Here is a 26,114-nt window from a genome sequence, read left to right on the forward strand (position 1 = left end):
GTGGAAACCGCCCTCGCCTTTCTCGTCGGCGCCATGACGGCCACTGCGGTCTACCTGATGCTGGCGCCCAACCTGCTGCGCTATCTGTTCGGCCTGATCCTGTTCAGTAACGCCGCCAACCTGGCGATTTTCGCCGCCGGCCGCCTTACCCGCGCGGCGCCGCCGCTGATCGGCGCCGGCCTGGAGGCGCCGGCGGCGCCGGTGGCCAATGCGCTGCCACAGGCGATGATTCTGACCGCCATAGTGATCGGCTTCGGCCTGCTGGCCTTCGCGCTGGCGCTGATCGTCGACAGCTACCGCATGCTCGGCACCCTGAACGCCGACACCATGCGCCTGACCGAGCCGGTGGCGAAAGCCGGCACGCAACGGGAGCACGGATTTTGAGCTGGCTGCTCGCCCTGCCATTCCTGCTGCCGATCACCGCCGCGCTGGTGACCCTGCTGACGCGGCAGCGGCCCGGGGTGACGCGCGCGATCAGCGTCGGCAGCTGCGCGCTGCTGCTGTTCGCCACCCTGGCGATATTCGTCACCGTCGCGCGCAGAGGGCCGGTGGCGGCGCAGATGGGCGGCTGGCCGGCGCCGCACGGCATTTCCCTGGCCGCCGATCCGCTGAGCGCGGTGATGCTGTTGATCACCGGCGTGATCGGTATCGCGGTGGCGGTCTTCGCGCTGGCGGATATCGACCGCGCGCGCCTGCGCCTCGGGTTTCACAGCTACTACCAGCTGCTGCTGGCCGGCGTCTGCGGCAGCTTCGCAACCGGCGATCTGTTCAATCTCTACGTCTGGTTCGAGGTGATGCTAATCGCGTCCTTCGCACTGATGGTCATCGGCGGAGAGCCGCGGCAACTGGACGCGGGGATCAAGTACCTGGCGCTGAACCTGGTCTCGACCCTGCTGATACTGACCGCGATCGGCCTGGTGTACGGTCTCACCGGCACCCTGAACCTGGCGCGGCTGCACCTGGCGGTGGCCGCGATCGACAACCCGGCGGCGGTGGATGCACTGGGCGTGCTGCTGCTCGTGGCCTTCGGCATCAAGGCGGCGCTGTTTCCGCTGTTTTTCTGGCTGCCTGCCTCCTATCACGCGCCGCCGGTGGCGGTGACCGCGGTCTTCGCCGGGCTGCTGACCAAGGTGGGCGTCTACGCGCTGATCCGCACCTTCACGCTGATATTTCCCGCCGGCGACGGCCTGGTGCACCAGCTGCTGCTGCCGGCCGCGCTGCTGACGATGCTGACCGGGGTGCTCGGCGCCGCGGCCCACTACGAGTTCCGCAAGATCCTCGCCTTCCACATCATCAGCCAGATCGGTTTTCTGGTGCTGGGGCTGGCCCTCTACAGCCCGCTGGCGCTGGCCGGCGCCATCTTTTACATGGTGCACAACATAGTGGCGAAGACCAATCTGCTGCTGATCAGCGGCACCGCGGCGCGCCTCGCCGGCAGCTTCGAGCTGCGGCGCATCGGCGGCCTCTACCGCGCCAGCCCGCTGTTGGCGGCGGCGTTTTTCATCGCCGCCTTCGGCCTCGCCGGTTTTCCGCCGCTGTCCGGCTTCTGGGCCAAGTTGCTGCTGGTGCAGGCGAGCCTCGACCAGACCGCCTACTGGACCGCCGCGGTGGCGCTGCTGACCGGCGCTCTGACCCTCTTCTCGATGAGCAAGATCTGGGCCGAGGCCTTCTGGAAGGATCACCCGGGCGGCGAACAGGGCCTGGCGCCGCTGGCCGGCGCCGAGCGGCTGCAGCGGTTGCTGCCGTCACTGGCGCTGGCGTTGGTGACCCTGGCGCTGGGGCTGTTTCCACAGCCGCTGGTCGGGTTTTCCCTGCGCGCGGCCGCGGCCCTGCTCGACCCCGGCGCCTATGTCGATGCGGTGCTGGGCCGACACTGAGTTTACTCTTGGCGAGGAACGCAAAATGAAACTGCTGCTGGTAAACCTTCTGCTGGCGATCAGCTGGTCGGCGCTGACCGGCAACGCGACTCTGCTCAATTTTCTCGCCGGCTTTGCCCTCGGCTATCTGGTACTGGCGGTGACCCGTGGCCGGCGCCGCGGCGACAGTTATTTCCAGCGGCTGCCGCGCGTACTCGGACTGCTGCTGTTCTTTCTGCGCGAACTGCTGCTTGCCGGGCTGCGCACTGTGCGCGAAGTGCTCTCCCCACTGCGCCGCAGCCGCCCGAAGATCATCCGCGTGCCGCTCGCCATCCGCGAGCCGCACCAGATACTCACCCTGGCGCAGCTGCTTTCGCTGACGCCGGGAACCCTGGTGCTGGATATATCGCCGGACGGGGACGCGCTCTACATTCACGCCCTGTTTGTCGACGACCCCGACGCCTTCCGCCGCGAAGTCCGCGACGGTTTCGAGCGCCGGGTGGCGGGGGCCCTGTCCTGATGCTGGAACTGATCAAGGCCGGCGACTCGCCGCTGCTGAACCTGTCGATCAACCTGGCCTCCTGGGCGCTGCTGCTGGCACTGGCGCTGTGCTTTTTCCGCATCGCCCGCGGACCCACGCTGGCAGACCGGGTGGTGGCGCTGGATGTGTTGAATATTCTCGCGGTGGCCTACTGCGCGCTGCTGGCGCTGGCATCGGGGCGCGCGGTGTACCTGGATGCGGCCATAGCGCTGGCGCTGGTGGCCTTCCTGGTCACCGTGGCCTTCGCGCGCTTTATCGAGCGCGGCGGCGTGCGGACACAACAGGACGACGAAACACAGGAGCATGGGGATGGCTGAAATTGCGGTGGCGCTGCTGATGCTGGGCGGCAGCTTTTTCGGTTTTACCGCGGCCCTGGGGCTGGTGCGCATGCCCGACATCTACACGCGTATGAGCACCTCCGGCAAGGCCGCCACCCTCTGCTGTGGGCTGCTTTTGGGGGCAGTCGCACTGCTGTTCCAGGACGCGCGGGTAACCGCGCGCGCGGTGGCGGCGATACTGTTCCTGTTCCTGACGGTGCCGGTGGGCGCGCATATGATCGCCCGCGCCGCCTTTCGCAGCGGCACACCGGTGTGCGCCGACACCCAAGTGGAACCGGAGCGGGACTCAGGCAGCGCCTGAGTCCGCCGGCGCCGTTTCAAATTGAATTACCCGCGCCTCGCATCAATTCCACGCACGGATCACCGCCAGATAGACCGGGATCGCAACGAGTACATTGAATGGAAAGGTAATCGCGAGCGAGGCTGTAATCGACAGACTCGCATTGGCCTGGGGCAACGCCACGGCCATGGCCGCCGGCACCGCGATGTAGGAGGCGCTGCCGCCGAGCACGGCGAGCAGAAACACGCCGCCGGCACTGAGCCCGAGCCAGCTGCCCAGCACTGCCGCGGCCGCGGCGCCGACGAGCGGCATCAGCACGGCAAAGCTGAGCAGAAAGGCGCCCTGCTCGCGTATCGCCGGCAGCCGCGCGGCGGCAATCCGCCCCATTTCCAGCAGGAACAGCGCCAGGACGCCGTGGAACAGGCTGCCGAAGAAAGGCATGACGGAAGCGGTGCGCTCTCCGCCCCAGGCGCCGATCGCGATGCCGCCGAGCAGCAACAGCACGCCCTGGTTGAGGAACATCTCGCGCGCAATTTTTCCCCAGTCTCTGCGCCGGCCATCCGCGCGCGCGCCGCTGGCGGCGCCGGCGAGCAGTATACCCACCACTATTGCCGGTACTTCCAGCAGCGCCACGAACAGCGGCATATAGGCCTCGTAGTCGATGCCGGCGCTGTCCAGCAGGGCCACGGCGACCGCGTAGGTGGCGACGCTGACCGATCCGTAGTGGGCCGCGGTGGCCGCCGCGTCTACCCGCGGCCAGCCGCCGATACAGCGCAGTATCGGGAAGGCGGCCAGCGGCAGCAGCGCGCCGAAGGCGACCACCGCGGCGGCCTGGGGCAGCAGCGTGGCCAGCGGGTAGGCGCCCAGCGCCTTGCCCCCCTTGAGGCCGATGGCCAGCAACAGGAAGATGACACAGCTCTTGTACAGCCCCTCCGGCAGGCGCAGGTCGCTGCCCAGCAGCTGTGCCAGGGCCCCGAGCACGAAGAAGCCGACAACGATATCCAGCGCCATCAGCGGGCTTCTCCGGCGCTGCCCCGGTGGAGGGTCGCGGGTTGCGCCACGCTTCGGCCGCGGCGCGCACCGATCCAGCAGGCGCCGTTCAGCAGCAGCACCAGCAGGCCGGTGCCGGTCAGGGCACCGCCGGCGATGCCCGCGGCCGCCAGCGCGGCGCCGAGCCCCGCCAGCCCCAGGCCGACGCCGACCCCAAACAGAAATTGTGCATTGGTCATATCAACCCCCTATCCGCTTCGGTGGTAAACAGCGGCGGGATTATCGATAAAGGCTTCCATAGAAAAAAATAGATATTTATTATTAAATCCATCACTGATTACTTATGGGTTAATCCTAGTGACGGCACACAGAATCCACGCCCAGATAGGCACCGCGCGCCAGCTGGAGATCATCCTCGCGGTCTACGAGCAGGGCAGTATCAGCGCCGCGGCGCGCGCGCTGCACCTGACCCAGCCCAGCGTGTCGATGCAGATGGCCAAGCTCTCCGATATTGTCGGCCTGCCGCTCTACTATTCGGTGGGCAAGCAGATCCACTTCACCGAGGCCGGGCTCACGCTGGTCGAGAGCGCGCGCGAGATACTGAAAAACTACGAGTATCTCGGCCTGAAGCTGGCCGCACTGCGCGGCCTCGAGGCGGGCGGGTTGCGCCTGGCCGTGGTGACCACGGCCAAGTATTTCATCCCGCACCTGATCGGCGACTTCTACGAGCGGCACCCGCACCTCGATATCCGCTTCAGCGTCGGCAACCGCCGCCAGATCATCGCGCGGACCGGCGAGGACAAAGACGACTTCTATGTATTCAGCCACCCGCCGGATATGCCGGACCTGGAACTGATCGAGTTTTTGCCCAACCGCCTGGTGGCGATAGCGCCGGCAAAGCACCCGCTGGCGCGGAGCAAGAAGCTGCCGCTGGCGGAATTTGCGCGCCAGCCCTTCCTGCGCCGGGAGGAGGGCTCCGGCACCCGCCACGCGATCGAGCGCTTCCTGGCGCGCCGGCGGGTGACCCTGAACGTGCGCATGACCATCGAGAGCAATGAGGCGATCAAACACGCGGTCATGTCCGGGCTGGGCGTGTCGATTCTCTCCGAACACACTCTCGCGTTCGGCGGCAGCGCCGGCCTGGCGATACTGGATGTGGAGACACTGCCGATCGATACCCGCTGGTATCTGGCGCGGCGGCGCTCGCGCCCACTGTCTCCGGCCGCGAGCGCCTTCCTCGAGTACGCGCGAACCCAGGGCACCGCCGCCCTCGACCACGACCTGCGCCTGCCGTGAAACCGGCGCCGTTTCCGAGCCCGTATATAATTTGACACTTGCAGACTGTCGGCGCGGCAATCTATCTGCCCGCTCAGCAACCCGGAGAAATATCTTGAGTCAACGTGAACCGGTCACCACCTACTATCTGCACATGACCTCGCCGGAGCAGATTCGCGGCAAGCCCCGCCCCGACGGGCTGGCGGTGATCGAGGCGGAACTGAAGGAATACCGCTTCAACCGCTACCTCTACCAGCTGGTGGGCGAGGCCTGGCAGTGGACCGACAAGCTGGCGCTGCCCGACGAGGCGTGGCGGCGCTATGTGGAGCGCGACCAGCTGCGCACCTGGGCGGCCTACCACCGGGGCTCCATTGCCGGCTACTACGAGCTCGAACGGCAGGCCGGCGGCCGGGTGCAGATCGCTTATTTCGGCCTGGCGCCAAAGTTTATCGGTATGGGCTTCGGCGGCTATCTGCTGACCCACGCGCTGGAATCCGCCTGGAGCTGGGGCGATACCGGGGAGGTCTGGGTACACACCTGCTCGCTGGACCACCCGGGCGCACTGCACAACTATCGCGCCCGCGGTATGGAGATTTTCCGCACCGAACGGGAGGCGCCCTCACCGTAGCCCATGCAGCAGATGCGCAACAGGAGCCAAACGGTACTGCTGATTCCCGGCATCTTCGACTACGGCTGGTCGATGGTGCGGATGCAACAGGCCCTGCAGGCCGCGGGCTTCAGCGCCCACTATATCCACCTGAAATACAACTCCGGCTGGCACGGTATGGAACACCTGTCGGAGCAGCTCAAAAAGCGCGTGGAAGCGCTGGCGGAAGAGGGCAGCAGCTGTTCGCTGGTGGGCTTCAGTATGGGCGGCATAGTGGCCAGGCACTATCTGCAGCAGCTGGGCGGGCTTGCGCGGGTGCACAAGTTCATCTCCATCGCCAGCCCCCACTTCGGCAGCTACTGGGCCAATTTCTTACCCTACAAGGGCGGCCGGCAGCTGCGCACCGGCAGCGAATTTCTCGCCGCGCTCAATCGCGACATGGACACTCTGTCTAGCCTGGCGCCGGTTTCCATCTGGACCAGGTACGACATCACAATACTGCCCCATACCAGCGCGCGGCTTCCGATCGGCGCCTCCTACCAGGTGCCGGTAAAGCTGCACCGCTGGATGCCCTCCGACCCCAGGGTGATCTCGCTGGTGGCGGAGGAGCTGAGCGGCGCCTTGCGGTAGCCGCCGCCATTCAGCGCCTTCCCGGGCGGCATTGCTACACTGAGCCTGACCCCCTTCCGCCCCGAGGAGCCCCGATGCGCCCGTCCGGACTCAAGCGCCTGTGCCAGGATTGGCCGCTGCTGACCTACTACCAGAAATTTGAGAGTGTCATCGCGCTGCTGCTGACCTTCCTGATCGGCCTGATCATTGTCGTGGCCGTATTCCGCCTGGCGCTGTCGATCGTCTCCGGCCTGCTGCTGGGCATGATGGATCCGCTCGACTACCGGGTTTTCCAGAGCATCTTCGGCGAGATACTGACGCTTCTGATCGCGCTGGAATTCAATCACACCCTGCAGTATGTGGTGACGCGGCAACAGAGCATCATCCAGACCACCGTGGTGATTCTGATCGCACTGCTGGTGCTGGCGCGGAAGTTTATCGTCATGGATCTGCAAACCGTCGATTCACAGCTGTTGCTCGGGCTGGCGGCCGTCACTCTGGCACTGGCAGTCACCTACTGGGTACTGCGGGAAAAACAGGCCGGCGAAGTGCTCCGCGACGACTGAGCGCGGCCCGCCGCCCCCTGCGCCTCACCCTTTGCCACGCGGCGCCGAAAACCCACCGGCGCCCCCACTGGTCCCATCGCTACTGCGCAGCTGGTGCTAACGGCACCGCCGCTGCCGCCGCATCTTATTAGCGCTCTGTGTTAACCGGTCCGCGACAGCGGGCCCCATCGCTCAATAAAAAAATAACCAGGTGCGACTATGAAACTCTTACCCAAACTGCGCTTGGCGCTGCTCGCGCCCGCGCTGGCTGTGCCGCTGGCCGCGAATGCGGCCACGATCTTCTCCGACGACTTCTCCGATGGCGATATCAGCGGCTGGTCCACGTCCGGCACTGTGGATGCCTACAACAACGAGTCCATCCGCCTGCGCGCCACCGCGAGCGCGACCCGCACGCTTTCGACCGCCGGTTTTTCCTCGGTGGCGGTGAACTTCGCGATGTCCGCCACATCGCTGGAAAACGGCGAATTCTGTTACGCGGAGATTTCCACCGACGGCGGCGGCAGCTGGACCACTGCGCTGACCATATACAACGGCCAGGACGACGGCAGCCACTACAGTGCCAGCAGTTCGCCGCCCGGTATCGACAATAACCCGCAGGTACAGTTGCGCTTCCGCAGCACCGGTGCCACCACCGGCGACTACTGCTACGGCCAGTCGGTAACCGTGAGCGGCAGCGGCGGCGCGCCGACCGAAGCGGATATCGACGGACCGACCGGCCTGAATTTCGGTAGTGTCGCGCCGGGAGGCAGCAACACGCTGAACGCACTGATCGACAATATCGGCAGCGCCGATCTGGTGATCTCAAATGTCAGCAACCCGGCCGCGCCCTTCAGCATTATCGCCAACAGCTGCGGCACAGTGGCACCCGCCGGCAGCTGCCAGATCAGCGTCGAATTCGCCCCCGCTGCCGAGGGCACTTTCAATAGCGCTGTCACCGTCAGCTCCAACGACCCGGACGAGGGCAGTTTCGTCATCGACCTCTCCGGCAGCGCCAGCGAGGGCGGTGGCAGTGTGGAGGACTTCGATCCGCTCGCGGGCAGCGGCGATGTCAACCGCAGCCAGCTCACCTTCAACACACTGATCAACGGCGCCGATCCCGGCGCGCTGGTCGACTACAGCCACTACGCGCTGCCGGCCGAGGCGGCCATGCCGACAAACCGCTTCGAGGGCAGCCTGGAGCTGTTTGGCGAAGCCAGCGGCGGCGCCTTCGATGAGCATGTGGACACCTTCCGCTACACAGGCTCCCAGGACACAACGCGCAAACACCTGCCGGAATTCAACTTCGAATTCGTGCAGACCGGCAGCCATATTGTCCCGCTACAGCGCGGCTCGATACCCAGCGCGCACCCGGAGTGGGAGTATGTGCTGACGCCCGGGCGCGTCTGGAATGAGAACGGGGACGGCGGTTACAGCCGCGTCGCGCTGCCCTTCGCACTGCAACAGAAAAACGCCAACTGCATGCACAACGGCGTGATGACCTTTCTGTTCAAGGACGACGGCTCGGTATCCGACGTGGCCTACCAGATAGCCGCGGAAACCTGCCTCTACTTCAAGGTGGACATGTGGGGTCAGCTGGACGCCGGCTACACGCCGCACACGGTCAACAACAGCGCCGAGCTGATCGCCGACTACCAGGCCGAAGTGAACGGGCGCATGCCCACCAAGCCGCTGAGCGCGCTGGCCGCGGACTACCCGGGGACCGATCCGAACAGGTTCGCCGCGCCCAACGGCAAGGACCCGGCGAGTATTTCCCTGGTGGGCTTCGTCATCGACGGCACCCACTATGTGGGCGGCTGCGCGTCGCGCCGCGGCGACTACCCCTACTGCGAATCCCTTGCGGTGCCCTCCTACTCGGCGGCCAAGTCGGTGTTTGCCGGCAGCGCGCTGATGCGTCTGGAGCAGAAATATTCCGGCAGCTTCAACCAGATCATCGGCAACTATGTGCCCGACTGCGCCGCCAACGGCAACTGGGACGACGTGACCTTCGGCAATGCGCTGGATATGGCCACCGGTAACTACAAGCTGGCCGGCTATATGAGCGACGAGGGCGCGAGCCACACCAACGACCTCTTCCTGCCCGAGGACCACGCATCCAAGATCGGCTACAGCTGCAGCGAGTACCCGCGCAAGGCGAACCCGGGCAGCAAGTGGGTCTACCACACCTCGGACACCTACATACTGGGTACCGCGATGAACGCCTATGTGCAGGGTATTGAGGGCAGCGGCACAGATATTTTCACTGACATCCTTGTCGGCGAAGTGCTGGCGCCGCTGGGTGTAAGCCCTACTGCCAGGTACACGCGCCGCACCTACGACCAGGTAGCGCAGCCTTTCACCGGCTGGGGCCTGATGTGGCTGAGGGACGACGTGGCCAAGATCGGCAGCTTCTTCGCCGGCGGCAGCCAGTCTGCGCTGGACCAGAGCGCACTGAACGCAGCGCTGCAGAAGGATGCCGGTGACCGCGGCGTGGATCCACTGGCCGACTACAAATACAACAACGGCTTCTGGGCCCACGAGATCAGCGACAATCTGCCCGGCTGCAGCGGTGACCTGTGGCTGCCGTTTATGTCCGGCTACGGCGGCATCTCGGTGCTGATACTGCCGAACAACAGCGTCTACTACTACTTCTCCGACGAGGACGAATATTTGTGGATGGACGCGGCCGTGGAAGCGCACGGTATCCGCAGCCTCTGCAACTAAAAATCCCAACAGGTAAGGGCGAACCTTGTGTTCGCCCAGACAGACCACTACACAAATAATCCGACCATGAAAATAATCAAACATCTCGTCGTGGCCGCGGCCCTCTGCGCCTGCGCCTCGTCGCAACTGAAGGCGGACACGCTGGTGTCCGATGACTTCCAGGACGGCGACCTCAACGGCTGGAACACCAGCGGAACCGTCTATCCCAATTACTATTACGGCAACTATTCGATAGGAATTCAGGGCGCGGGCAGCAGCGCCAGCCTGAGCTTTTCCACCCTGGGCTATGTGAATGTGAATATCTCGCTGGATATCGCCGCCTACGCGCTGGAATACGGCGACAGCTGTATCGCCGAGGTCTCCAACGACGGCGGCAACAGCTGGGTCAATGCGATCACGCTGGTCAACGGCCAGGACAACAGCGCCCTCTACAGCGCCGGCAGCGTCGCGATCGATGCGGACAACAAAAGCGAGATCACCATCCGTTATCGCAACAGCGTGAACCAGTACTACGACTACTGCTACGGCGACAATATTCTCGTCACCGGCGAGGTCGACAGCGGCGGCGGCAACAACGACGACTACTACGACCAGCTGACCGGCAGCGGCAACGTAAACCGCACACTGCTCGGCTACGATACGCTGATGAACGGCAGCGACCCCGGCGCGCGCGTTGACCTGTCTGCCTACGGGCTACCGCCGGAGGCGGCGCACCCGCAGCACGCCTTCGCCGGCAGACTGACGCTGCAGGGCGAAGCGAGCGGAGGCGCCTTCGCCGAACATCTGGATCCCTACAACTACACCGGTGCCGGCGACCACACCCGCAAACATCTGCCGGAATTCGATTTTCAGTTTTTGCAAACCGGCAGCCATATCTTTCCGCTCGAACGCGGCGCCATCCCGAGCGCGCATCCCAACTGGGAGTATGTGCTGACACCGGGGCGCGTGTGGCAGGAGAGCGGTGACAACGGCTACAGCCGCGCGGCCATTCCGTTTGCGCTACTGCAGCGCAACGCCAACTGCGTGCACAACGGGGTCATGTCCTTCCTGTTCAAAGGCGACGGCGCCGTGTCCAAGGTGGCCTACCAGATCAGCAGCGAGACCTGTCTCTATTTCAAGGCGGACTGGTGGGGGCTGCTCCCGGCCACCTATACGCCGCAGACGATCGCCGGCCAGAGCCAGCTAATCGCCGACTACCAGGACGAAATCGCCGCGCGCCTGCCGGTGAAGCCGCTGTCGGCGCTCGCCGCCGATTACCCGGGCACCGATGTCGGCGCCTTCGAAGCACCCAACGGCACCGACGCCAGCCATATCAGCACCGCCGGCTTCGTCATAGACGGCACCCACTACCGCGGCGCCTGCGCAACCCGCAACGGCGACTATCCCTACTGCGAATCCCTGGTGGTGCCCTCCTACTCCACCGCCAAGTCGCTGTTCGCCGGCGTGGCGATGATGCGCCTGGAAAAACGCTATCCGGGCCTGCGCAACAGCATCGTCGCCGACTATGTGGGCGACTGTTCCGGCAACGGCAACTGGAGTGACGTGACGCTGGACAATCTGCTGGATATGGCCACCGGCAACTACGGCAGCGCCGCCTATATGGAGGACGAGGGCGCGGGCCACACCGACAACCTGTTCCTGGTGGACAGCCACGCCGCCAAGCTCAACTACAGCTGCACCCAGTACGCGCGCAAGGCCACGCCGGGCAGCCAGTGGGTCTACCACACCTCGGATACCTATATCGCCGGCACCTTGATGAACACCTATTTGCAGGACCGGCAGGGCAGCGGAGCGGATATCTTTACCGATGTCATCGTCGAGGAATTGTGGAAGCCGATCGGCGTCGGCCCCACCGGCCACTATACACGCCGCACCTACGATGCGGTGGCACAGCCGTTTGCGGGCTGGGGACTGATCTGGCTGCCGGACGATATCGCCAAGATCGCGAGCTTCGTCGGTATCGACGACGGCAGGATCGGCGGCCAGCAGATGCTGGACAGCGCGCAACTTGACGCGGCACTGCAGCGCTCGGCCTCCGACACCGGCACAGTGCCGCTGGCGGGCTACCGCTATAACAACGGTTTCTGGGCGCACAATGTGGCCAGTGAGCTGAGCGGCTGCAGCGGCGACCAGTGGATTCCGTTTTTATCCGGCTTCGGCGGGATTACCGTGGTGCTGTTGCCGAATGACAGTGTCTACTACTACTTCAGCGACAACGACACCTACTACTGGCTGGAAGCAGTGCAGGAGGCGCACGGAATTCGCAGCGCCTGTCAGTAGGGGCGAACCTTGTGTTCGCCCTAAAGGTCGACGGAGTCCGCTCGTTGATGCGAAGGCTCTGCCAGCGGGAGCACCTCGCGAGACTGTCGGCGAGAGGGACCTCGCCGACAAGCCTACAGGGATGTATTTACGGCGTGTCTCGCGAGGTGCTCCCGCTGGCAGAGCCGCCACTGAGCGGACTGAGTGGCTGAGGTTTCTGACGCCCCCACGGAACAAGAGCGAATACAAGGTTCGTTCCAGCCGCTCCAGGTATTCGCGGCGCCTTCGGCCCCTACAGGCCCGATTCAGTGGAAAAAGGCGGGTTCGGCCCGCCTCAGGTTGCTGACGAAGTTCCACCGCCAGAATTTAAGGCAAAGTGCTAGCCGCCACCGCACCGGCTCAGAACGTATCAACACTCTGAGACAGGCTTCAACCCGCCTCCGCGTTCTCCTCCCGGTAGGGCTTGTGCAGTTGCACCGGCGGGGTCTGGCTTTCTCTCTTGCTGCGCAGGCGCAGGTTGAGCAGCTCCACGGCCATAGAAAACGCCATCGCGAAATAGATATAGCCCTTGGGCACATGCACGTCGAAGCCCTCGACGATCAGCGTCAGGCCCACCATGATCAGGAAGGACAGCGCGAGCATCTTCACCGTCGGGTGGCGGTCGACGAAATCGCCGATCGGCTTGGCCGCCACCAGCATCACGATCACCGCGAGAATAATCGCCACCGCCATGATGGAAATCTCGTCCACCAGACCCACCGCGGTGATGACCGAATCCAGCGAGAAGACGATATCCAGTATCGCTATCTGCAGCAGCACCATACCAAAACCGGCCGCGGCTACTGAGCCGCCACCACCCTCGGCACCCTCGAGACTGTTGTGGATCTCGTGGGTGGCCTTGGCCAACAGGAACAGTCCGCCACCGATCAGGATCACGTCGCGGCCCGAGATTTCCATGCCGAACAGGGTGAACCAGGGCTCCACCAGCCCCATGATCCAGACAATGGAGAACAGCAGCGCCAGGCGCGTGACCATGGCCAGGGTCAGGCCGATAAAGCGCGCCGGTTCGCGCTGCTTTTCCGGCAGGCGTCCGACGAGGATGGAAATAAAGATGATGTTGTCGATACCGAGGACGATTTCCAGTGCCGCCAGCGTCGCCAGCGCAATCCAGGCCTGCGGATCGGCCACCCATTCAAACATAGGAAAATTCCTTTTTACACAGGGGAATTATTTGAACGGGCTATTCTATTCGTTCAGGCGTCTTCGTGCAGCCAGGCCATGGCCTCAGCCTCGTCCTCGAAATAGCGCGCCTCGCCGCCGATAAACCAGCTGCCCGCCTTGGCCGCCACCTCCTGCCAGCGGCGGTTGCCGACCAGGGCGATGCGGTTGAACTCGCGCCCGTGCTTGACCCCCAGCTTGAGATCGTCCCAGGCCGCGCGCGGCTCCCAGCCCTCCATCTCCGTCGCGTCGAAGAAGACATTGATCTTCGGGTGCTCCACGCCGGCGATGGCGGATTCGAGCATCGGCACCAGGGACTCGTAGTCTTCGTGACGCAGCTTGCCGCGCACGCGCATGGTCAGAAAAAACTCGCCGTCGCTGCGCTCCAGGCCGATCGACACACCGTGACGTTGCGCACTCATAGGGCTACTCCGCAGGCAGTTCAGGGAATTTATAGTGTCGCGACAGCGCTATTGGGAGCGGGGAAAGGGCCCGCGGGGCCGCGGGCCGCGCGGGCATCAGTGGTGGCCGAGAATCTCGACGATCTCGCGGGTGTGGTGCATCAGGCGCACTACCTCGCCCTCGATACTGATGGTGACCAGGCCGTATTTGTCGACCGGCTTGATGACTACGCCGTGGTGGTAGAGCTCCGGCTCCAGTATGGCGCCCACCTGCAGTTTCTTTTTCCAGCCCGGCGGCAGCTCACCGCCGCGCTCGGCTTTCTTCTGCAGGCCCGGCGGCAGCTCTCTGTCGGGTTTGGCCAGCGCGCCGGCGGATGGCAGGGCCAGGAGCAGGCCCAGGCCTGCGGCGATTGCGGATCTGTACATGCGGTTTCCCTCAGTCGGAAAGGTAGTACTCAACGGTGGAGACGACGCGCACCTTCTTGATATGGGGGTTGTTCTTGTCCCGGTCGCCGATGCTGAACTGGCCCTGGGAGGCGCGCTTGATCTTGCCCAGTACGCTATCGGAGTCCTCGGCAAATTTCTGTGCGACCTGTCGCGCCGCCACGGTGGCCTGTTCCACCATCTGCGGCTTGATCTCGTTCAAGCCGGTAAAGATGTATTCGATCTGCCCCTGGTAGTTGTTGCTGGTGAAGGCGATCCCCTCCTTGCCCAGGTCCGCCAGACCGCGCATTGCCGCGCGCACCTTGTCCACCCGGTCCGAGTAGACGGTCACCGTTTGCAGCGCCGTGTAGCGGAACTCCGGGCGCGGTCCACCGCCATACTGCTGCGCGGACTTGTCGGTAACCGCCGGCAGCGAGATCGAAATCGACTCCGGCGCTATGCCCCGGTCGCCGAGGAAGCGCTCGATGCGCTTGCTGCTGTCGGCAATACTCTGGTACAGGGACGGCAAATCGTTGCTGGCGGCGGTGAACTGGATCGGCCAGATCACGATATCCGCCGGCACCTCCCGCTCCGCCAACCCCTTGACGGTCACGGTGCGCTCATAGCCTTTGAATTTGTCCACCGCGGTGCCGAGCAGGTGGCCGAGGGCGGCCAGACCGAGCAGTATGCCGGCGCCGAGGAGCAGCGCGGCGGTGGTGTCGTGTGATTTCATTGTCGTTTCCATAGGTTCTGCCGGGAAAGGGCGAACGCGCGCTGCGCCCGGCGCAGATTGGGGTATCCATCGGACGCAGAAGCAAGGATCGCCCTCGCGCGCTGAATCGGGGCTGAATCAGAGGCAGATCTCGTCGTAGCCGCGACCGCGGAATTCCAACAGGCAGAAGCCGTGACCGAAGGGATCGGACAGGCCGGCAATCGCGCCCCATGTATTGACCCGGATTTCGCCCTCCAGTTTCGCGCCGGCAGCCAGCGCCCGTTCGACCGCAGCCTCAACATCGTCCACCACCATATCCAGGTGCACCGGCGTCCAGTGGCGCTCATAGCGGCGTATCTGCATCAGCGGCTCCACAGCCTGACTGCCGGCCTCCTTGGCCAGCAGGTAGAGGGGTGCATTGCCGCCGAGCATCTCCACTCCGGAGGTACCGAAACGGCGACCGACATGCAGACCGAAGGCCTCGCTGTAGAAGTCGACCGCCCGCGCCAGGTCATCGACATCGATATTGATCAGAAACTGCATAGCTCACCTCCCTGCGCCGGCGGGCCGCGGCCGCTCGCAGTTCCAGCAGTAATCGAAGGCCGCGCCGTTTTCCTCGCCGCAGTCGCGGCAGCGCCAGGAGACCTGTTCCGCCCCGGCATCGGCCAGGAGTCTGAGTGCGCGCTCGTAGTCCCGCTCCCGCTGGAGCCAGAGTTCCGGCCACACCTGGTTCGGCGCCAGTTCACCGGAAGCGCCCTGGGCGAACTCGTTTTTCAGCAACACCGGGATACCGGCGACTTCCAGCCGGCTCCTGGCCAGCTCCACCAGCAGGCGGTTTTCGTGGGTGTAGATCAGTTTCATCGAAGGGAGAGAGTCGCGAATACAACTCCGAGAGTACCAGCGCCGGCCGGCAACTCACAATCGAGTTGGCCGTCTCCCGCGCTCAGTTCGCAGTAATTCAGGGGCAGACTGCGCCCTGACAGACATCCCCGACGGGAGTAGTGCCGATTTCCACAATGGTCTCGACAGACCCGAGGCCGACGCGGCCAGCGACCGTCACACGACCGCTGGCACCGGCGACATATTCCTGCACTACGCGCCCGAAGGTATTTCGTTGAATTGCGAGCCGCTGGCCCGCTTTGACTTTTTCGCCACGGCAGACAAACAGCTGAATCCAATCGCCCCGCTTGCCCTGGGGGCGCGGGCCATCGACGGCGACAAGCCCGTCGATCTCGCCGAACAAGCGGGCCGGATCGGCGCCGGCAGTCGCAGACAGGAACGCGGCCAAAAACAGCAGAGCGGGTTTCATCCGGAGCCTTCCACGCGGTCGCAAAAACAGTGCGGCGGCCGGTCGGCCGCCGCGGTGAGCAGGTCGCCAGGTTCAACAGAATAAGCAACAAATTAGGGAACCTCTGAAAGCCAGAGACATTACGGACTTAATCAGAGGTTCCTTAGGTATAGCCGACCGAGGAGATATGCGCCACCGGGATTGGAAAATAAAAAAGGCCGCAGTTGCGGCCCAAGCAGGAGTCGGGCCGAAAATCCGGCCCTCAGGCAATAGCGCGGTTAACCGAGATCGATCCAGGTGGACTTCAGCTCGCAGTACTTGTCCAGCGCGTGCAGCGACTTGTCGCGGCCGTTGCCGGACTGCTTGAAGCCGCCGAAGGGTACGGTGATGTCGCCGCCGAAGTAGTTGTTGATCCACACGGAACCGGCGCGCAGACTCTGCGCCATGCGGTGGGCGCGGCCGAGGTTGTGGGTCCAGACACCGGCGGCGAGGCCGTAGATGGAATCGTTGGCGATGCGCAGCGCCTCCTCTTCGGTCTCGAACTCGATCACCGACAGCACCGGGCCGAAGATCTCCTCGCGGGCGATGGTCATGTCGCCGGTCACGCCGCGGAACACGGTCGGCTCGTAGTAGTGACCGCCCTCGACCGCGGCCGCCGGTCTGCCGCCGCACACCAGCTGCGCGCCCTGCTCCAGGCCCTTGGCCACGTAGAACTCGACGGTGTCGAACTGGCTCTGGTCGATCAGCGCCCCCATGACGGTATTCGGATCCTGCGGGTGGCCGGGCTTGAAGCGCTCACTGGCCCTGGCCACCTTCTGGATAAATTCGTCGGCGATGGATTTTTCCACCAGTAGGCGCGAACCGGCGGTGCAGGTCTCGCCCTGGTTGTAGAAGATCGCCAGGGCCGCGGCCTCGGCGGCCTTGTCCAGGTCCGCGTCGGCGAAGACGATATTCGGGCTCTTGCCCCCCAGCTCGAGGAAGGTGCGCTTCAGGTTGGACTGGCCGGAGTACTCGGTCAGCGTCTTGCCCACCTCGGTGGAGCCGGTGAAGGTCAGGCAGTCGATATCCATATGCAGACCCAGCGCCTTGCCGAGGCTGCTGCCGGGGCCCGGCAGTACGTTCAGCACGCCGTCCGGCAGACCGGCCTCTTTCGCCAAGCCGGCGAGGCGGATCGCGGTCAGCGGCGTGTTGGAGGCGGGCTTCAGAATCACGCTGTTGCCGGTGGCGAGCGCCGGCCCCAACTTCCAGGCGGTGGTGGACAGCGGGAAGTTCCAGGGCACAATCGCCGCGACCACCCCCAGCGGCATGCGCGTGACCAGGCCCAGTTCATTCGGGCCCGTCGGGGCCACTTCGTCGTAGAGCTTGTCGATGGCCTCGCCGTTCCAGCGGATGGTGGTCACCGCGCCGGGCACGTCCACATTCATGGTGTCGCTGATCGGCTTGCCGGCGTCGAGGCTCTCGAGCAGCGCGATTTCCACCCTGTTCTGCTCGATCAGCTCGGCGAAGCGCACCAGGATTTTCTTGCGCTCCATCGGCGGCATCCCGGACCAGACACCGGATTCGAAGGTCTCGCGCGCCACCTTGACCGCCAGATCCGCGTCCTCCGGGCCGCAGCTGGCGATCTGCGCCAGCTCCTCGCCATTCGCCGGATTGATCGTGGGGCGGGTCTGGCCCCCCAGGGCGTCCACATATTCGCCGTTGATAAAGGCGCGGCCCTCTATCTCGAGGCCGGCCGCCAGGGCCTGCCATTCCTGCAGGGTTTGGGGAGTCTTTTGTAGCGCTGACATGGCACACCTCTTAAAAATTGAATTATTGTTCGGTTTATACCGAAAATGTGATCACAAATCAAAGAGTATCAGAAGTCTTGCCGCAACCGCCAGGTTCAGTCGGGCGAGGTCCGCCCCTACGGCCGGCCTTATAGGAAAAGCCAGAAACCAATTGTAGGGCCGAAGGCGCCGCGACTACCTGGAGTGGCACGAACGAACCATATGTTCGCCCGCTCAGGCCACCGCCGTCTCCACCCGCAGCCAGTCGTCCTCCAGCTGCATCGCGATGCGGTCGCCGTCCAGCAGTTCGCCGACGCCGGCGGGCGTGCCGGTCAGCACCACATCTCCGGGCAGCAGCGTGAAATGGCCGCTGATATAGGCCACCAGGTCGAGGATCGGCGTCAGCATGTGCGCGGTCTTGCCGCGCTGGCGCAGCTCGCCGTTCAGCCACAGAGAGTAGCTGAGATTGTCCCAGTCCGGCGCCCAGTCCAGCTTGACGAAGGGCGACAGCGGGCAGGCGCCGTCGAAGCCCTTGGCCTTCTCCCAGGGGTGGCCGTCCTTTTTTAGTTGCGACTGCAGCTCGCGCAGCGTCAGGTCCAGGGCCAGGCCCAGGCCGGCTATCGCCGCCGGCACCTCGGACGCGTTGGCGCCGCCGAGCCGCCTGCCGATCAGCAGCGCCAGCTCCCCTTCGAAGTGGCAGCTGCCGCGGCCCACCGGCAGGTGAATCGGCTCCGCCATCGGCACCGCGCTGGTGGCGGGCTTGATAAACAGCAGCGGCGCCTCCGGCACCGGGTTGTTCAGTTCGGCGGCGTGATCGGCGTAATTGCGCCCGACGCAGACGATCTTGCCCAGGGGCAGGCCCGGGTCGGTACCACAGGTGAATTGGTGTGCGTACATAACTGTTTTCGATAGTTAGGATAGGGATTTCGAATAAAGCGACAGAATCAGCTTGTGGTATGATCGCGCCTTCGCCGGGTTCCCGGCGTTCCCAAGAAGTGATTCCATCCGAACAGACGCCGATCCATCGCGCTGTTCGCGCTCAGTGAAGAGATAGATTATGGCCCCGCCCAGTCCCGATCAAAAAGAGTCCCTGCAAAAAGACAAGATCCGCATACTGCTGCTGGAGGGCGTGCACCAGTCCGCCATCGATCTGCTGGCGTCCCGCGGCTACACCAATGTGGAGTACCTGAAGACCTCGCTGCCGGAAGACCAGCTGATCGAGAAGATCGCCGACGCCCACTTTGTCGGTATCCGCTCCCGCACCCAGCTGACCCGCAAGGTATTGGAGAGTGCGCCCAAGCTGGTCGCGATCGGCTGCTTCTGTATCGGCACCAACCAGGTGGACCTGCAGGCGGCCACCGAGCTCGGCATCGCGGTGTTCAACGCGCCCTATTCCAACACCCGCAGCGTGGCCGAGCTGATCATCGCCGAGACCATCCTGATGCTGCGCGGCATCCCCGAGAAGAACGCCGTCTGCCACCGCGGCGGCTGGCTCAAGTCCGCCGCCGGCTCCTACGAGGCGCGCGGCAAGACCCTGGGCATCGTCGGCTACGGCGCCATCGGCTCCCAGGTGTCGGTGATGGCCGAGGCCATGGGTATGCGCGTGATCTTCTACGACGTGATCACCAAGCTGCCGCTCGGCAACGCCACCCAGATCACCTCGCTGGACGAACTGCTCGGCGAGGCGGATGTGGTCTCCCTGCACGTGCCGGAGCTGCCGTCCACCAAGTGGATGATCGGCGCCAAGCAGATAGCGCAGATGAAACCCGGCGCTATCCTGCTGAACGCCTCCCGCGGCACCGTGGTGGATATCGATGCGCTGGCGGAGGCGCTGAAGAGCGGCCACCTGGCCGGCGCGGCCATCGATGTGTTCCCGGTGGAGCCGCGCGGCAACGACGACGAGTTCGTGTCGCCGCTGCGCGGTATCGACAATGCGCTGCTGACGCCCCATATCGGCGGCTCCACCATGGAGGCGCAGGAGAATATCGGCACCGAGGTGGCGGAGAAGCTGGCCCACTACTCCGACAACGGCACCACCACCAGCTCGGTCAACTTCCCGGAAGTGGCCCTGCCGGGCCATGTGGGCGCGCACCGGCTGCTGCATATCCACAAGAATGTGCCCGGCGTGCTCGGCGCCATCAACCAGGTGTTCTCGGACAACAACATCAATATCTCGGCGCAGTTCCTGCAGACCAACGAGACCCTCGGCTATGTGGTTATCGACGTGGACGCGGAGTACTCGGACCTGGCGCTGGAGAAGCTGAAGAATATTCCCGGCACGCTGCGCTGCCGCGTGCTCTTCTGATTTTCTCTCTGTTTGATCGGTCTCTGGCCATATTCGGCCCCCGAATTGCGCCGGAGATTGATCGCGGCCAGCGGCCGCTTCTACAATTGCGCCATTCCCAGAGCGGGCCCGTGGCCCGCAGGCCGAGCCGAAGCTCGGCGCCCCCAGTCCCTCTATCAGGTGTACTCCCTTGCGCAATCACGATTCCGCCGCGGCCGGCCTGCTCGCCGGCGTTGCCGCCTTCCTCCTCTGGGGGCTGGCGCCCCTTTACTTCAAACTGCTGGACGGCATCGGGGCGGCGGAAATTCTCGCCCACCGCAGCATCTGGTCGCTGGTGCTGGCACTGGCGATTCTGCTGCTGATCGGCAGGTTTTCCGATTTCACCGCGACATTGCGCGACGGCAAGAAGATGCGCACCCTGGCCCTGTCCACGCTGCTGATCGGCAGCAACTGGCTGGTGTTTATCTGGGCCATCACCAACGTCCACCTGCTGGACGCGAGCCTCGGCTACTACATCAACCCGCTGATCAATGTGCTGCTCGGCGTACTGGTACTGGGCGAGCGGCTGCGGCGCCTGCAGTGGCTGGCGGTGGCGCTGGCCGCGGCGGGTATCGCCCACGAGCTGTGGCAGTTCGGGCGGGTGCCGGTGGTGGCGCTGTTCCTGGCGCTGTCCTTCGGCTTCTACGGCCTGGTGCGCAAGCGCGCGCCGGTGGAGAGCCTGACCGGGCTGGCCATCGAGACGCTGTACATGCTGCCGCTGGCGCTGCTCTACCTGCTGTGGAGCGCGAGCCCGACCAGCAACCTGCTCGACAACGGCTGGCAGCTGAACGGCCTGCTGTTGCTGGCCGGGCCGGTCACCCTGACGCCGCTGCTGCTGTTCAATATCGCCGCGCGCCGGCTGAACCTGTCCACGGTCGGCTTCCTGCAGTACCTGGCGCCGACGCTGATGCTGCTGATCGCGACTCTGCTGTTCGGCGAACCCTTTGGCGAGGGCAAGCTGGTCACCTTCGGCTTCGTGTGGCTGGGGCTGCTGCTCTATACGCTGAATGCGCTGGCGCAGCGGCGGAAACTGCAACTGCAGAAAAAAGCGGTAATTTGATCCGCCCGTATCAAAACCCTGTAGGAGCGGCCCATGGCCGCGATCAGTTTCCGCAGAGTACGGAAAAATTGATTGCGGCCATGGGCCGCTCCTACAAGGTAGTCACGTCAATTAGGCGTTCAGCCAGTCGTCCAGCGCCTTGAGTATCTGGTGCCGGTAGGGCTGGGTCTCGTTGATCATCTGGTGGCGGGCACCGCGCACGATCACGCGCTTGCTGTTCGGGAAGCGGTCGCGGATAACCCGCATGTTGTAGCGCCAGGAGACGGTCTCGTCGCCGGTGCCCTGCACGACCAGTACCGGTTTGGGATTTTTCGCGGTCTTGGGGAAGGTCTTCAGCCAGTCCACCATCGCGCCCAGCCAGCGCATCGACATCACCGGCGACTGCAGCGGATCCCGGTGTGCCTGGCGGCGCGCGAACTCGGCGTCGTGGGTGTTGATATTGAAACCGCGGTCCGGGGCCACCAGGAAGAAGCGCCCCAGGTAGTACATCCACTTGCGCAGGTGCCAGCGCGCCGGGCGCACCAGCGGCGCCAGCAGGAAGACCTTGTCGAACGGCTGCCAGCGGCTGTACTGCAGATGCGCCAGCAGCGCCGCACCGCCGGTGCTCTGCCCCAGCGCGTGCCAGGGACCCGGCAGCTTGTCGCGGGCGATATGCAACAGGGTCTCCAGTACCTGGCGGTACTGCAGGAAGGTGTCTATGGCCACCGGCTCGCCACTGGACAGACCGTGGCCGGGGAAGTCGAAGATCACCACATTCAGGTTGCGTTCGAGGCCGAAGCGCACCGCCGCGCCGTAGATACCGGTGTGATCGAAATAGCCGTGGCAGATAAACAGGGTGCCGCGCGGCTTTTCCACCAACCAGTACTGGGCCACCAGTTCGAAGCCGGCGGCGGTGAAGGTGCCGACGCCGGTCCTGCTGGCCAGCGGAAACTGCAGGTGGTAGTAGTTGCGATACTCCTGCAGCGCCGGCAACAGCGGCCCCTCGTCGCCACGGCTGAAATCCAGCGCCGGCAACTGCTCGCGCAGGGCGGAGTAGTCCGGGCGCTGGATGACCGGGCTGTGTTCCAGGGTGGTGATGTCTTGCAGTAGGTCCATTGGTTTAATGGTACTGCATTTTGATCGGGGGTAGTGCGGACGAGATATAGGTAGGGGCCGGAGGCGCCGCGAATAGCGGCTGGAACGAACCTTGTGTTCACCCGCTGGTGATGGGAGCCGCTTCGTAGCCAGCCCAGTGGCAGCCCTGCTACCGGTGGCTTTTTGCGGGACACGCCGTAAATACATCCCTGCAGGCTTGTCTGCGAGGTCCCTCTCGCAGACAGTCCCGCAAAAAGCCACCGGCATCAGGGCCTTCTCATCGGGGTCATAGCTTCACCCAACCCCGCGAGGGCGAAACAAGGCTCGGTCCAGCCGCTCCAGATATTCGCGGCGCCTTCGGCCCCTACAGTAAACGCCTAGCAGCTGTTTCATAACGTAGCGAGCGGGTGACTGGTGGTGACCGCCGGAGCGGAGGCACAACAGTGTACAAATAGTACATGAGGATGCCGAGCACCGCCGGACGCCGCCAGGCGCCCGCGTAGTAGTTATGAAGCAGCTTCTAGGGGCTTTTACTTGATCTGCGGCTCCAGCTCGCCCGCCTCGTAGCGCTGGCTCATGGCGTCGAGGCTGATCGGGCGTATCTTGCTGGCGTTGCCGGCGGTGCCGAAGGCCTCGTAACGGGCCACGCAGATTTCCTTCATCGCCTTGACGGTTTCCTTGAGGAATTTGCGCGGGTCGAACTCGGACGGGTTCTGGGCCAGGAAGCGGCGGGTGGCACCGGTGGAGGCCAGGCGCAGGTCGGTGTCGATGTTCACCTTGCGCACGCCGTGCTTGATGCCCTCGCAGATCTGCTCCACCGGCACGCCGTAGGTCTCCGGTATTTCGCCGCCGAACTCGTTGATCACCTTCAGCCACTCCTGCGGCACAGACGAGGAGCCGTGCATGACTAGGTGGGTGTTGGGGATGCGCGCGTGGATTTCCTTGATGCGGTCGATGGCGAGAATGTCGCCGGTGGGTGGGCGGGTGAACTTGTAGGCGCCGTGGCTGGTGCCGCAGGCGATGGCCAGAGCATCCACCTTGGTCTTCTGCACGAAGTCGGCGGCCTCTTCCGGGTCGGTCAACAGCTGGTCGTGGGACAGCACACCCTCGGCGCCGACGCCGTCTTCCTCACCGGCCATGCCGGTCTCCAGGGAGCCCAGGCAGCCCAGCTCGCCCTCGACGGAGACGCCGCAGGCGTGCGCCATTTCCACCGCGCGGCGGGTGACGTCGATGTTGTAGTCGTAGGAAGCCGGAGTCTTGCCGTCCTCCTGCAGGGAGCCATCCATCATCACCGAGCTGAAGCCCAACTGGATGGAGCGCTGGCACACCGCCGGACTGGTGCCGTGATCCTGGTGCATCACCACCGGAATATCCGGGAACTCCTCGATCGCGGCCAGAATCAGGTGGCGCAGGAAGGGGGCACCGGCGTATTTGCGCGCGCCGGCGGAGGCCTGCACGATCACCGGGGAGTCGGTCTGCTGCGCGGCTTCCATGATCGCGCGCATCTGTTCCAGGTTGTTGACGTTGAACGCGGGCACGCCGTAGCCGTGTTCGGCGGCGTGATCCAGCAGTTGGCGCAAGCTGATTAGGGCCATGAAATTTTCCTTTCTCGTCGTCTGTACGAAATATTAATTGTCGTTATGCAGTGTCTGTAGGAGCCATCAGTCGCCGGCGCGGCTTTCCAGCATCGCCACCGCCGGCAGCTTCTTGCCCTCCACGTATTCCAGGAAGGCGCCGCCGCCGGTGGAGATGTAGGAGACCCTGTCGGCGATGCCGTACTTGTCCACCGCGGCCAATGTGTCGCCGCCGCCGGCGATGGAAAACGCATCGCTGTCGGCGATAGCCTTCGACAGCCGCTCGGTGCCGCCGCCGAACTGGTCGAACTCGAACACCCCCACAGGGCCGTTCCAGATAATGGTCTTGGCCTCCTTCAGGATCTCCGCCAGCCTGGTGGAGGAGTCGGGGCCGATATCGAAAATCATATCGTCGTCGGCCACCTGCTCCGCGGGCTTGGTCTCGGCGGCAGCGCTCTCACTGAATTCCTTGCCGGTCACCACGTCCACCGGCAGCGGGATATCGCATTTCTGCATCAGCGCCTTGGCGGTGTCCACCAGGTCGTGCTCGCACAGGGACTTGCCCACCGGCTTGCCCGCAGCGGCGAGGAAGGTGTTGGCGATGCCGCCGCCGACGATCAGCTGGTCCACCTTGTCGGCCAGGCTCTCGAGCACGGTCAGCTTGGTGGACACCTTGGAGCCGCCGACGATGGCGACCATCGGCCGCGCCGGCTTCGCCAGCGCCTTCTCCAGCGCGTCCAGCTCGGCGGCCAGCAGCGGGCCGGCACAGGCCACCGGGGCGAATTTGGCCACGCCGTGGGTGGAGGCCTGGGCGCGGTGGGCGGTGCCGAAGGCATCCATCACGAAGATGTCGCACAGGCTCGCGTAGGCCTTCGCCAGCGCCTCGTCGTCCTTCTTCTCGCCGGGGTTGAAGCGCACATTTTCCAGCAGCGCGACTTCGCCGTCGGCCAGTTCGACGCCGTCGCGCCACTCCTTGACCAGCTTCACCTCGCGGCCCAGCAGTTTGCCCAGGTGCGCGGCCACCGGCGCCAGGGAAAACTCCTCGGCGTACTCGCCCTCGGTCGGGCGCCCCAGGTGGGACATCAGCAACACTTTGGCGCCGGCGTCCACGGCGGCCCGGATGCTGGGCAGGGCGGCGCGGATGCGCGCATCGGAAGTGACAACTCCGTCCTTAACCGGGACATTCAGGTCCTCGCGGATCAGGACGCGCTTGCCCGCCAGCTCCAGATCCGTCATCAATTTAACCGCCATTCACCAACCCCCTCTGCTGAGTCTGTATAACCGTAGAAAAGTGGGCGCGGATTATACGCCTTTGCGCCTGTCTCCGCCCACCGGGCGCCGCCCGCGCGGAGTATATCAAGCCCCTCTGTAGTTGAATTACCACAGGAGCCACGCGCCCAGACAGCGCTGTCATCCCGCCGCCCCGGCGGTGCGGATGGGACTCCGGGGAAAGCGCCGGGCGCGGCGGGAGCGAAACCGGCCTAACGACGGACTTTTTCAACAGCCCGCCAAGCCCCGCCAAAAAATCCTTGCGCCCGCCCCGCCGGCCGCTAGAATCCGCGCCGCAAATCCACATAAGTGCCAGGGTTATTGTTGTTGCCCGCCGGCACTTTCCAATCCAGGGAGTAATCGCAATGGAAACAGCCGATAGCGATATCGTCTTTCAGAGCTACGGGCGCTGCTGTAACAACGAGCAGTTTTTCGTCGACTTCTACGATCGCTTTATGGGCAGTTCCGAGGAGATACGCGTGCAGTTTACCTATACGGACATGAAGCAGCAGCGCCACCTGCTGCGCAACGGCATCATGCAGCTGGTGCTGCACGCCCGCGGCATGCCGGACACCAAGCTGCGCGCCCTGGGGCAGAGTCATTCCCGCAACGGCTACAACATACGCCCGGAATGGTACCGCCTGTGGCTGGAGGCGCTGCTGAGCACACTGCGCCGGCACGACCCGGAGTACAACGACGACATCGAGGCCGCCTGGCGCCGCGCGATACAGCCGGGTATCGACCTGATTCGCGAGGCCTACTGAAGCGGGGAGCGGTTTGCCTGCGGCGGGCCGGAGCGGTATAAAGTGCGGACGGAAACGCCAATCCCCGGCGATTGCGAACAGCGCGGGCGCCGCGCGATTTTCGGCTCACGGATGTGCCGCCACCGGTCTGAAGCACCGGTGCCAAACGACAATCATCAGAACGACCGGCTTGCTCGCGCCTGCTTGTTGTTGTCGGCGGTCTCCCAAGGGCGTTGGGGATG

General features: G+C 64.5%; 28 protein-coding genes. 14 read left to right on the forward strand and 14 right to left on the reverse strand.

All coding sequences use genetic code 11. The annotated features are described in order from the left end of the window. Genes ACXAF3_RS14765 through mnhG form a run of 5 tightly spaced genes read left to right on the forward strand, consistent with a single transcriptional unit; the run spans position 1 to position 3,036 of the window. Positions 1 to 384, forward strand: coding sequence for a Na+/H+ antiporter subunit C (locus ACXAF3_RS14765; protein ID WP_475113085.1), 384 nt, complete (start codon positions 1 to 3; stop codon positions 382 to 384). After that, positions 381 to 1,877 (forward strand): Na+/H+ antiporter subunit D, encoded by a 1,497-nt coding sequence (locus tag ACXAF3_RS14770; RefSeq protein WP_475113086.1) that lies wholly within the window; start codon positions 381 to 383, stop codon positions 1,875 to 1,877. Before ACXAF3_RS14765 ends, ACXAF3_RS14770 begins: the two co-directional genes overlap by 4 nt. Positions 1,878 to 1,902: 25 nt before the next feature. Further along, positions 1,903 to 2,376: a Na+/H+ antiporter subunit E gene (locus tag ACXAF3_RS14775; protein WP_475113087.1), complete on the forward strand. Its 474-nt coding sequence runs from the start codon at positions 1,903 to 1,905 to the stop codon at positions 2,374 to 2,376. Next, positions 2,376 to 2,714, forward strand: coding sequence for a cation:proton antiporter (locus tag ACXAF3_RS14780; protein ID WP_475113088.1), 339 nt, complete (start codon positions 2,376 to 2,378; stop codon positions 2,712 to 2,714). The genes ACXAF3_RS14775 and ACXAF3_RS14780 overlap by 1 nt, the downstream gene beginning before the upstream one ends. After that, positions 2,707 to 3,036: a monovalent cation/H(+) antiporter subunit G gene (gene mnhG, locus ACXAF3_RS14785; RefSeq protein ID WP_475113089.1), complete on the forward strand. Its 330-nt coding sequence runs from the start codon at positions 2,707 to 2,709 to the stop codon at positions 3,034 to 3,036. The genes ACXAF3_RS14780 and mnhG overlap by 8 nt, the downstream gene beginning before the upstream one ends. Before the next feature lie 42 nt (positions 3,037 to 3,078). Here mnhG and ACXAF3_RS14790 read toward each other — a convergent pair whose 3' ends face one another. After that, complete coding sequence (locus ACXAF3_RS14790) at positions 3,079 to 4,026, reverse strand: sodium-dependent bicarbonate transport family permease (protein ID WP_475113090.1); 948 nt, start codon at positions 4,024 to 4,026, stop codon at positions 3,079 to 3,081. Next, on the reverse strand, positions 4,026 to 4,244 hold the full coding sequence (locus ACXAF3_RS14795) for a hypothetical protein (RefSeq protein WP_475113091.1): 219 nt from the start codon (positions 4,242 to 4,244) through the stop codon (positions 4,026 to 4,028). Before ACXAF3_RS14795 ends, ACXAF3_RS14790 begins: the two co-directional genes overlap by 1 nt. Positions 4,245 to 4,362: 118 nt before the next feature. Between ACXAF3_RS14795 and ACXAF3_RS14800 the strand changes: the two genes are divergently transcribed. The 6 genes from ACXAF3_RS14800 (at position 4,363) to ACXAF3_RS14825 (ending at position 12,042) form a co-directional block, all read left to right on the forward strand. Continuing rightward, on the forward strand, positions 4,363 to 5,301 hold the full coding sequence (locus ACXAF3_RS14800) for a LysR family transcriptional regulator (RefSeq protein WP_475113092.1): 939 nt from the start codon (positions 4,363 to 4,365) through the stop codon (positions 5,299 to 5,301). A 94-nt stretch (positions 5,302 to 5,395) separates the two neighbouring features. Beyond that, complete coding sequence (locus tag ACXAF3_RS14805) at positions 5,396 to 5,908, forward strand: GNAT family N-acetyltransferase (RefSeq protein WP_475113093.1); 513 nt, start codon at positions 5,396 to 5,398, stop codon at positions 5,906 to 5,908. 12 nt (positions 5,909 to 5,920) lie between these two features. After that, a complete protein-coding gene (locus ACXAF3_RS14810; RefSeq protein WP_475113094.1) occupies positions 5,921 to 6,517 on the forward strand; it encodes an esterase/lipase family protein in 597 nt (198 codons plus the stop codon). A 74-nt stretch (positions 6,518 to 6,591) separates the two neighbouring features. Next, complete coding sequence (locus tag ACXAF3_RS14815; protein ID WP_475113095.1) at positions 6,592 to 7,062, forward strand: phosphate-starvation-inducible PsiE family protein; 471 nt, start codon at positions 6,592 to 6,594, stop codon at positions 7,060 to 7,062. 198 nt (positions 7,063 to 7,260) lie between these two features. After that, entirely contained in the window at positions 7,261 to 9,762 is a 2,502-nt protein-coding gene (locus tag ACXAF3_RS14820) for a choice-of-anchor D domain-containing protein (protein ID WP_475113096.1), read from the forward strand. 66 nt (positions 9,763 to 9,828) lie between these two features. Next, complete coding sequence (locus ACXAF3_RS14825; protein ID WP_475113097.1) at positions 9,829 to 12,042, forward strand: serine hydrolase domain-containing protein; 2,214 nt, start codon at positions 9,829 to 9,831, stop codon at positions 12,040 to 12,042. A 408-nt stretch (positions 12,043 to 12,450) separates the two neighbouring features. Here the strand turns inward: ACXAF3_RS14825 and ACXAF3_RS14830 are convergent, their stop codons facing one another. The 9 genes from ACXAF3_RS14830 to ACXAF3_RS14870 form a co-directional block, all read right to left on the reverse strand. Then, positions 12,451 to 13,221, reverse strand: a complete 771-nt coding sequence (locus ACXAF3_RS14830) for a TerC family protein (RefSeq protein WP_475113098.1) — start codon at positions 13,219 to 13,221, stop codon at positions 12,451 to 12,453. Positions 13,222 to 13,274: 53 nt separating this feature from the next. After that, the gene (locus tag ACXAF3_RS14835) at positions 13,275 to 13,661 is read right to left on the reverse strand and encodes a SpoIIAA family protein (protein ID WP_475113099.1); all 387 of its coding nucleotides are present in this window, start codon (positions 13,659 to 13,661) and stop codon (positions 13,275 to 13,277) included. A 96-nt stretch (positions 13,662 to 13,757) separates the two neighbouring features. Further along, positions 13,758 to 14,066 carry a hypothetical protein gene (locus ACXAF3_RS14840; protein WP_475113100.1) on the reverse strand — a complete coding sequence of 103 codons (309 nt, stop codon included), beginning with the start codon at positions 14,064 to 14,066 and terminating at the stop codon, positions 13,758 to 13,760. A 10-nt stretch (positions 14,067 to 14,076) separates the two neighbouring features. Next, positions 14,077 to 14,796: an SIMPL domain-containing protein gene (locus tag ACXAF3_RS14845; protein WP_475113101.1), complete on the reverse strand. Its 720-nt coding sequence runs from the start codon at positions 14,794 to 14,796 to the stop codon at positions 14,077 to 14,079. 117 nt (positions 14,797 to 14,913) lie between these two features. Continuing rightward, on the reverse strand, positions 14,914 to 15,318 hold the full coding sequence (locus tag ACXAF3_RS14850; RefSeq protein WP_475113102.1) for a VOC family protein: 405 nt from the start codon (positions 15,316 to 15,318) through the stop codon (positions 14,914 to 14,916). A 3-nt stretch (positions 15,319 to 15,321) separates the two neighbouring features. Continuing rightward, positions 15,322 to 15,636 (reverse strand): putative signal transducing protein, encoded by a 315-nt coding sequence (locus tag ACXAF3_RS14855; protein WP_475113103.1) that lies wholly within the window; start codon positions 15,634 to 15,636, stop codon positions 15,322 to 15,324. Positions 15,637 to 15,733: 97 nt separating this feature from the next. Then, positions 15,734 to 16,084 (reverse strand): hypothetical protein, encoded by a 351-nt coding sequence (locus ACXAF3_RS14860; protein ID WP_475113104.1) that lies wholly within the window; start codon positions 16,082 to 16,084, stop codon positions 15,734 to 15,736. A 257-nt stretch (positions 16,085 to 16,341) separates the two neighbouring features. Then, positions 16,342 to 17,850 carry an aldehyde dehydrogenase gene (locus tag ACXAF3_RS14865; RefSeq protein WP_475113105.1) on the reverse strand — a complete coding sequence of 503 codons (1,509 nt, stop codon included), beginning with the start codon at positions 17,848 to 17,850 and terminating at the stop codon, positions 16,342 to 16,344. 213 nt (positions 17,851 to 18,063) lie between these two features. Next, on the reverse strand, positions 18,064 to 18,726 hold the full coding sequence (locus ACXAF3_RS14870; RefSeq protein ID WP_475113106.1) for a fumarylacetoacetate hydrolase family protein: 663 nt from the start codon (positions 18,724 to 18,726) through the stop codon (positions 18,064 to 18,066). A gap of 160 nt (positions 18,727 to 18,886) precedes the next feature. Here ACXAF3_RS14870 and serA point away from each other — a divergent pair, with 160 nt between their 5' ends. Together serA and rarD are read left to right on the forward strand one after the other, a co-directional pair. Then, positions 18,887 to 20,134, forward strand: a complete 1,248-nt coding sequence (gene serA, locus ACXAF3_RS14875; RefSeq protein ID WP_475113107.1) for a phosphoglycerate dehydrogenase — start codon at positions 18,887 to 18,889, stop codon at positions 20,132 to 20,134. A gap of 169 nt (positions 20,135 to 20,303) precedes the next feature. Further along, complete coding sequence (rarD, locus tag ACXAF3_RS14880) at positions 20,304 to 21,212, forward strand: EamA family transporter RarD (protein ID WP_475113108.1); 909 nt, start codon at positions 20,304 to 20,306, stop codon at positions 21,210 to 21,212. 111 nt (positions 21,213 to 21,323) lie between these two features. On the opposite strand, the gene ACXAF3_RS14885 is transcribed toward rarD, so the two are convergent. The 3 genes from ACXAF3_RS14885 to ACXAF3_RS14895 all read right to left on the reverse strand — a co-directional run bounded on the left by ACXAF3_RS14885 (position 21,324) and on the right by ACXAF3_RS14895 (position 25,111). Beyond that, positions 21,324 to 22,307, reverse strand: a complete 984-nt coding sequence (locus ACXAF3_RS14885) for an alpha/beta hydrolase (RefSeq protein ID WP_475113109.1) — start codon at positions 22,305 to 22,307, stop codon at positions 21,324 to 21,326. A 509-nt stretch (positions 22,308 to 22,816) separates the two neighbouring features. Further along, complete coding sequence (fba, locus tag ACXAF3_RS14890) at positions 22,817 to 23,881, reverse strand: class II fructose-bisphosphate aldolase (RefSeq protein ID WP_475113110.1); 1,065 nt, start codon at positions 23,879 to 23,881, stop codon at positions 22,817 to 22,819. A gap of 66 nt (positions 23,882 to 23,947) precedes the next feature. Continuing rightward, the gene (locus tag ACXAF3_RS14895) at positions 23,948 to 25,111 is read right to left on the reverse strand and encodes a phosphoglycerate kinase (RefSeq protein WP_475113111.1); all 1,164 of its coding nucleotides are present in this window, start codon (positions 25,109 to 25,111) and stop codon (positions 23,948 to 23,950) included. Positions 25,112 to 25,494: 383 nt separating this feature from the next. Between ACXAF3_RS14895 and ACXAF3_RS14900 the strand changes: the two genes are divergently transcribed. Further along, positions 25,495 to 25,893, forward strand: a complete 399-nt coding sequence (locus ACXAF3_RS14900; protein ID WP_475113112.1) for a globin — start codon at positions 25,495 to 25,497, stop codon at positions 25,891 to 25,893. Positions 25,894 to 26,114: the final 221 nt, after the last annotated feature.

This window comes from Microbulbifer sp. ABF4_143 (assembly GCF_056160225.1).

Coding starts and splice junctions, on each gene's coding strand:
- ACXAF3_RS14775 (WP_475113087.1), top strand. CDS start 1,903: ATGAAACTGCTGCTGGTAAACCTTCTGCTGGCGATCAGCTGGTCGGCG.
- ACXAF3_RS14780 (WP_475113088.1), top strand. CDS start 2,376: ATGCTGGAACTGATCAAGGCCGGCGACTCGCCGCTGCTGAACCTGTCG.
- mnhG (WP_475113089.1), top strand. CDS start 2,707: ATGGCTGAAATTGCGGTGGCGCTGCTGATGCTGGGCGGCAGCTTTTTC.
- ACXAF3_RS14790 (WP_475113090.1), bottom strand. CDS start 4,026: ATGGCGCTGGATATCGTTGTCGGCTTCTTCGTGCTCGGGGCCCTGGCA.
- ACXAF3_RS14795 (WP_475113091.1), bottom strand. CDS start 4,244: ATGACCAATGCACAATTTCTGTTTGGGGTCGGCGTCGGCCTGGGGCTG.
- ACXAF3_RS14810 (WP_475113094.1), top strand. CDS start 5,921: ATGCGCAACAGGAGCCAAACGGTACTGCTGATTCCCGGCATCTTCGAC.
- ACXAF3_RS14815 (WP_475113095.1), top strand. CDS start 6,592: ATGCGCCCGTCCGGACTCAAGCGCCTGTGCCAGGATTGGCCGCTGCTG.
- ACXAF3_RS14820 (WP_475113096.1), top strand. CDS start 7,261: ATGAAACTCTTACCCAAACTGCGCTTGGCGCTGCTCGCGCCCGCGCTG.
- ACXAF3_RS14825 (WP_475113097.1), top strand. CDS start 9,829: ATGAAAATAATCAAACATCTCGTCGTGGCCGCGGCCCTCTGCGCCTGC.
- ACXAF3_RS14830 (WP_475113098.1), bottom strand. CDS start 13,221: ATGTTTGAATGGGTGGCCGATCCGCAGGCCTGGATTGCGCTGGCGACG.
- ACXAF3_RS14835 (WP_475113099.1), bottom strand. CDS start 13,661: ATGAGTGCGCAACGTCACGGTGTGTCGATCGGCCTGGAGCGCAGCGAC.
- ACXAF3_RS14840 (WP_475113100.1), bottom strand. CDS start 14,066: ATGTACAGATCCGCAATCGCCGCAGGCCTGGGCCTGCTCCTGGCCCTG.
- ACXAF3_RS14845 (WP_475113101.1), bottom strand. CDS start 14,796: ATGAAATCACACGACACCACCGCCGCGCTGCTCCTCGGCGCCGGCATA.
- ACXAF3_RS14850 (WP_475113102.1), bottom strand. CDS start 15,318: ATGCAGTTTCTGATCAATATCGATGTCGATGACCTGGCGCGGGCGGTC.
- ACXAF3_RS14855 (WP_475113103.1), bottom strand. CDS start 15,636: ATGAAACTGATCTACACCCACGAAAACCGCCTGCTGGTGGAGCTGGCC.
- ACXAF3_RS14860 (WP_475113104.1), bottom strand. CDS start 16,084: ATGAAACCCGCTCTGCTGTTTTTGGCCGCGTTCCTGTCTGCGACTGCC.
- ACXAF3_RS14865 (WP_475113105.1), bottom strand. CDS start 17,850: ATGTCAGCGCTACAAAAGACTCCCCAAACCCTGCAGGAATGGCAGGCC.
- ACXAF3_RS14870 (WP_475113106.1), bottom strand. CDS start 18,726: ATGTACGCACACCAATTCACCTGTGGTACCGACCCGGGCCTGCCCCTG.
- serA (WP_475113107.1), top strand. CDS start 18,887: ATGGCCCCGCCCAGTCCCGATCAAAAAGAGTCCCTGCAAAAAGACAAG.
- ACXAF3_RS14885 (WP_475113109.1), bottom strand. CDS start 22,307: ATGGACCTACTGCAAGACATCACCACCCTGGAACACAGCCCGGTCATC.
- fba (WP_475113110.1), bottom strand. CDS start 23,881: ATGGCCCTAATCAGCTTGCGCCAACTGCTGGATCACGCCGCCGAACAC.
- ACXAF3_RS14895 (WP_475113111.1), bottom strand. CDS start 25,111: ATGGCGGTTAAATTGATGACGGATCTGGAGCTGGCGGGCAAGCGCGTC.
- ACXAF3_RS14900 (WP_475113112.1), top strand. CDS start 25,495: ATGGAAACAGCCGATAGCGATATCGTCTTTCAGAGCTACGGGCGCTGC.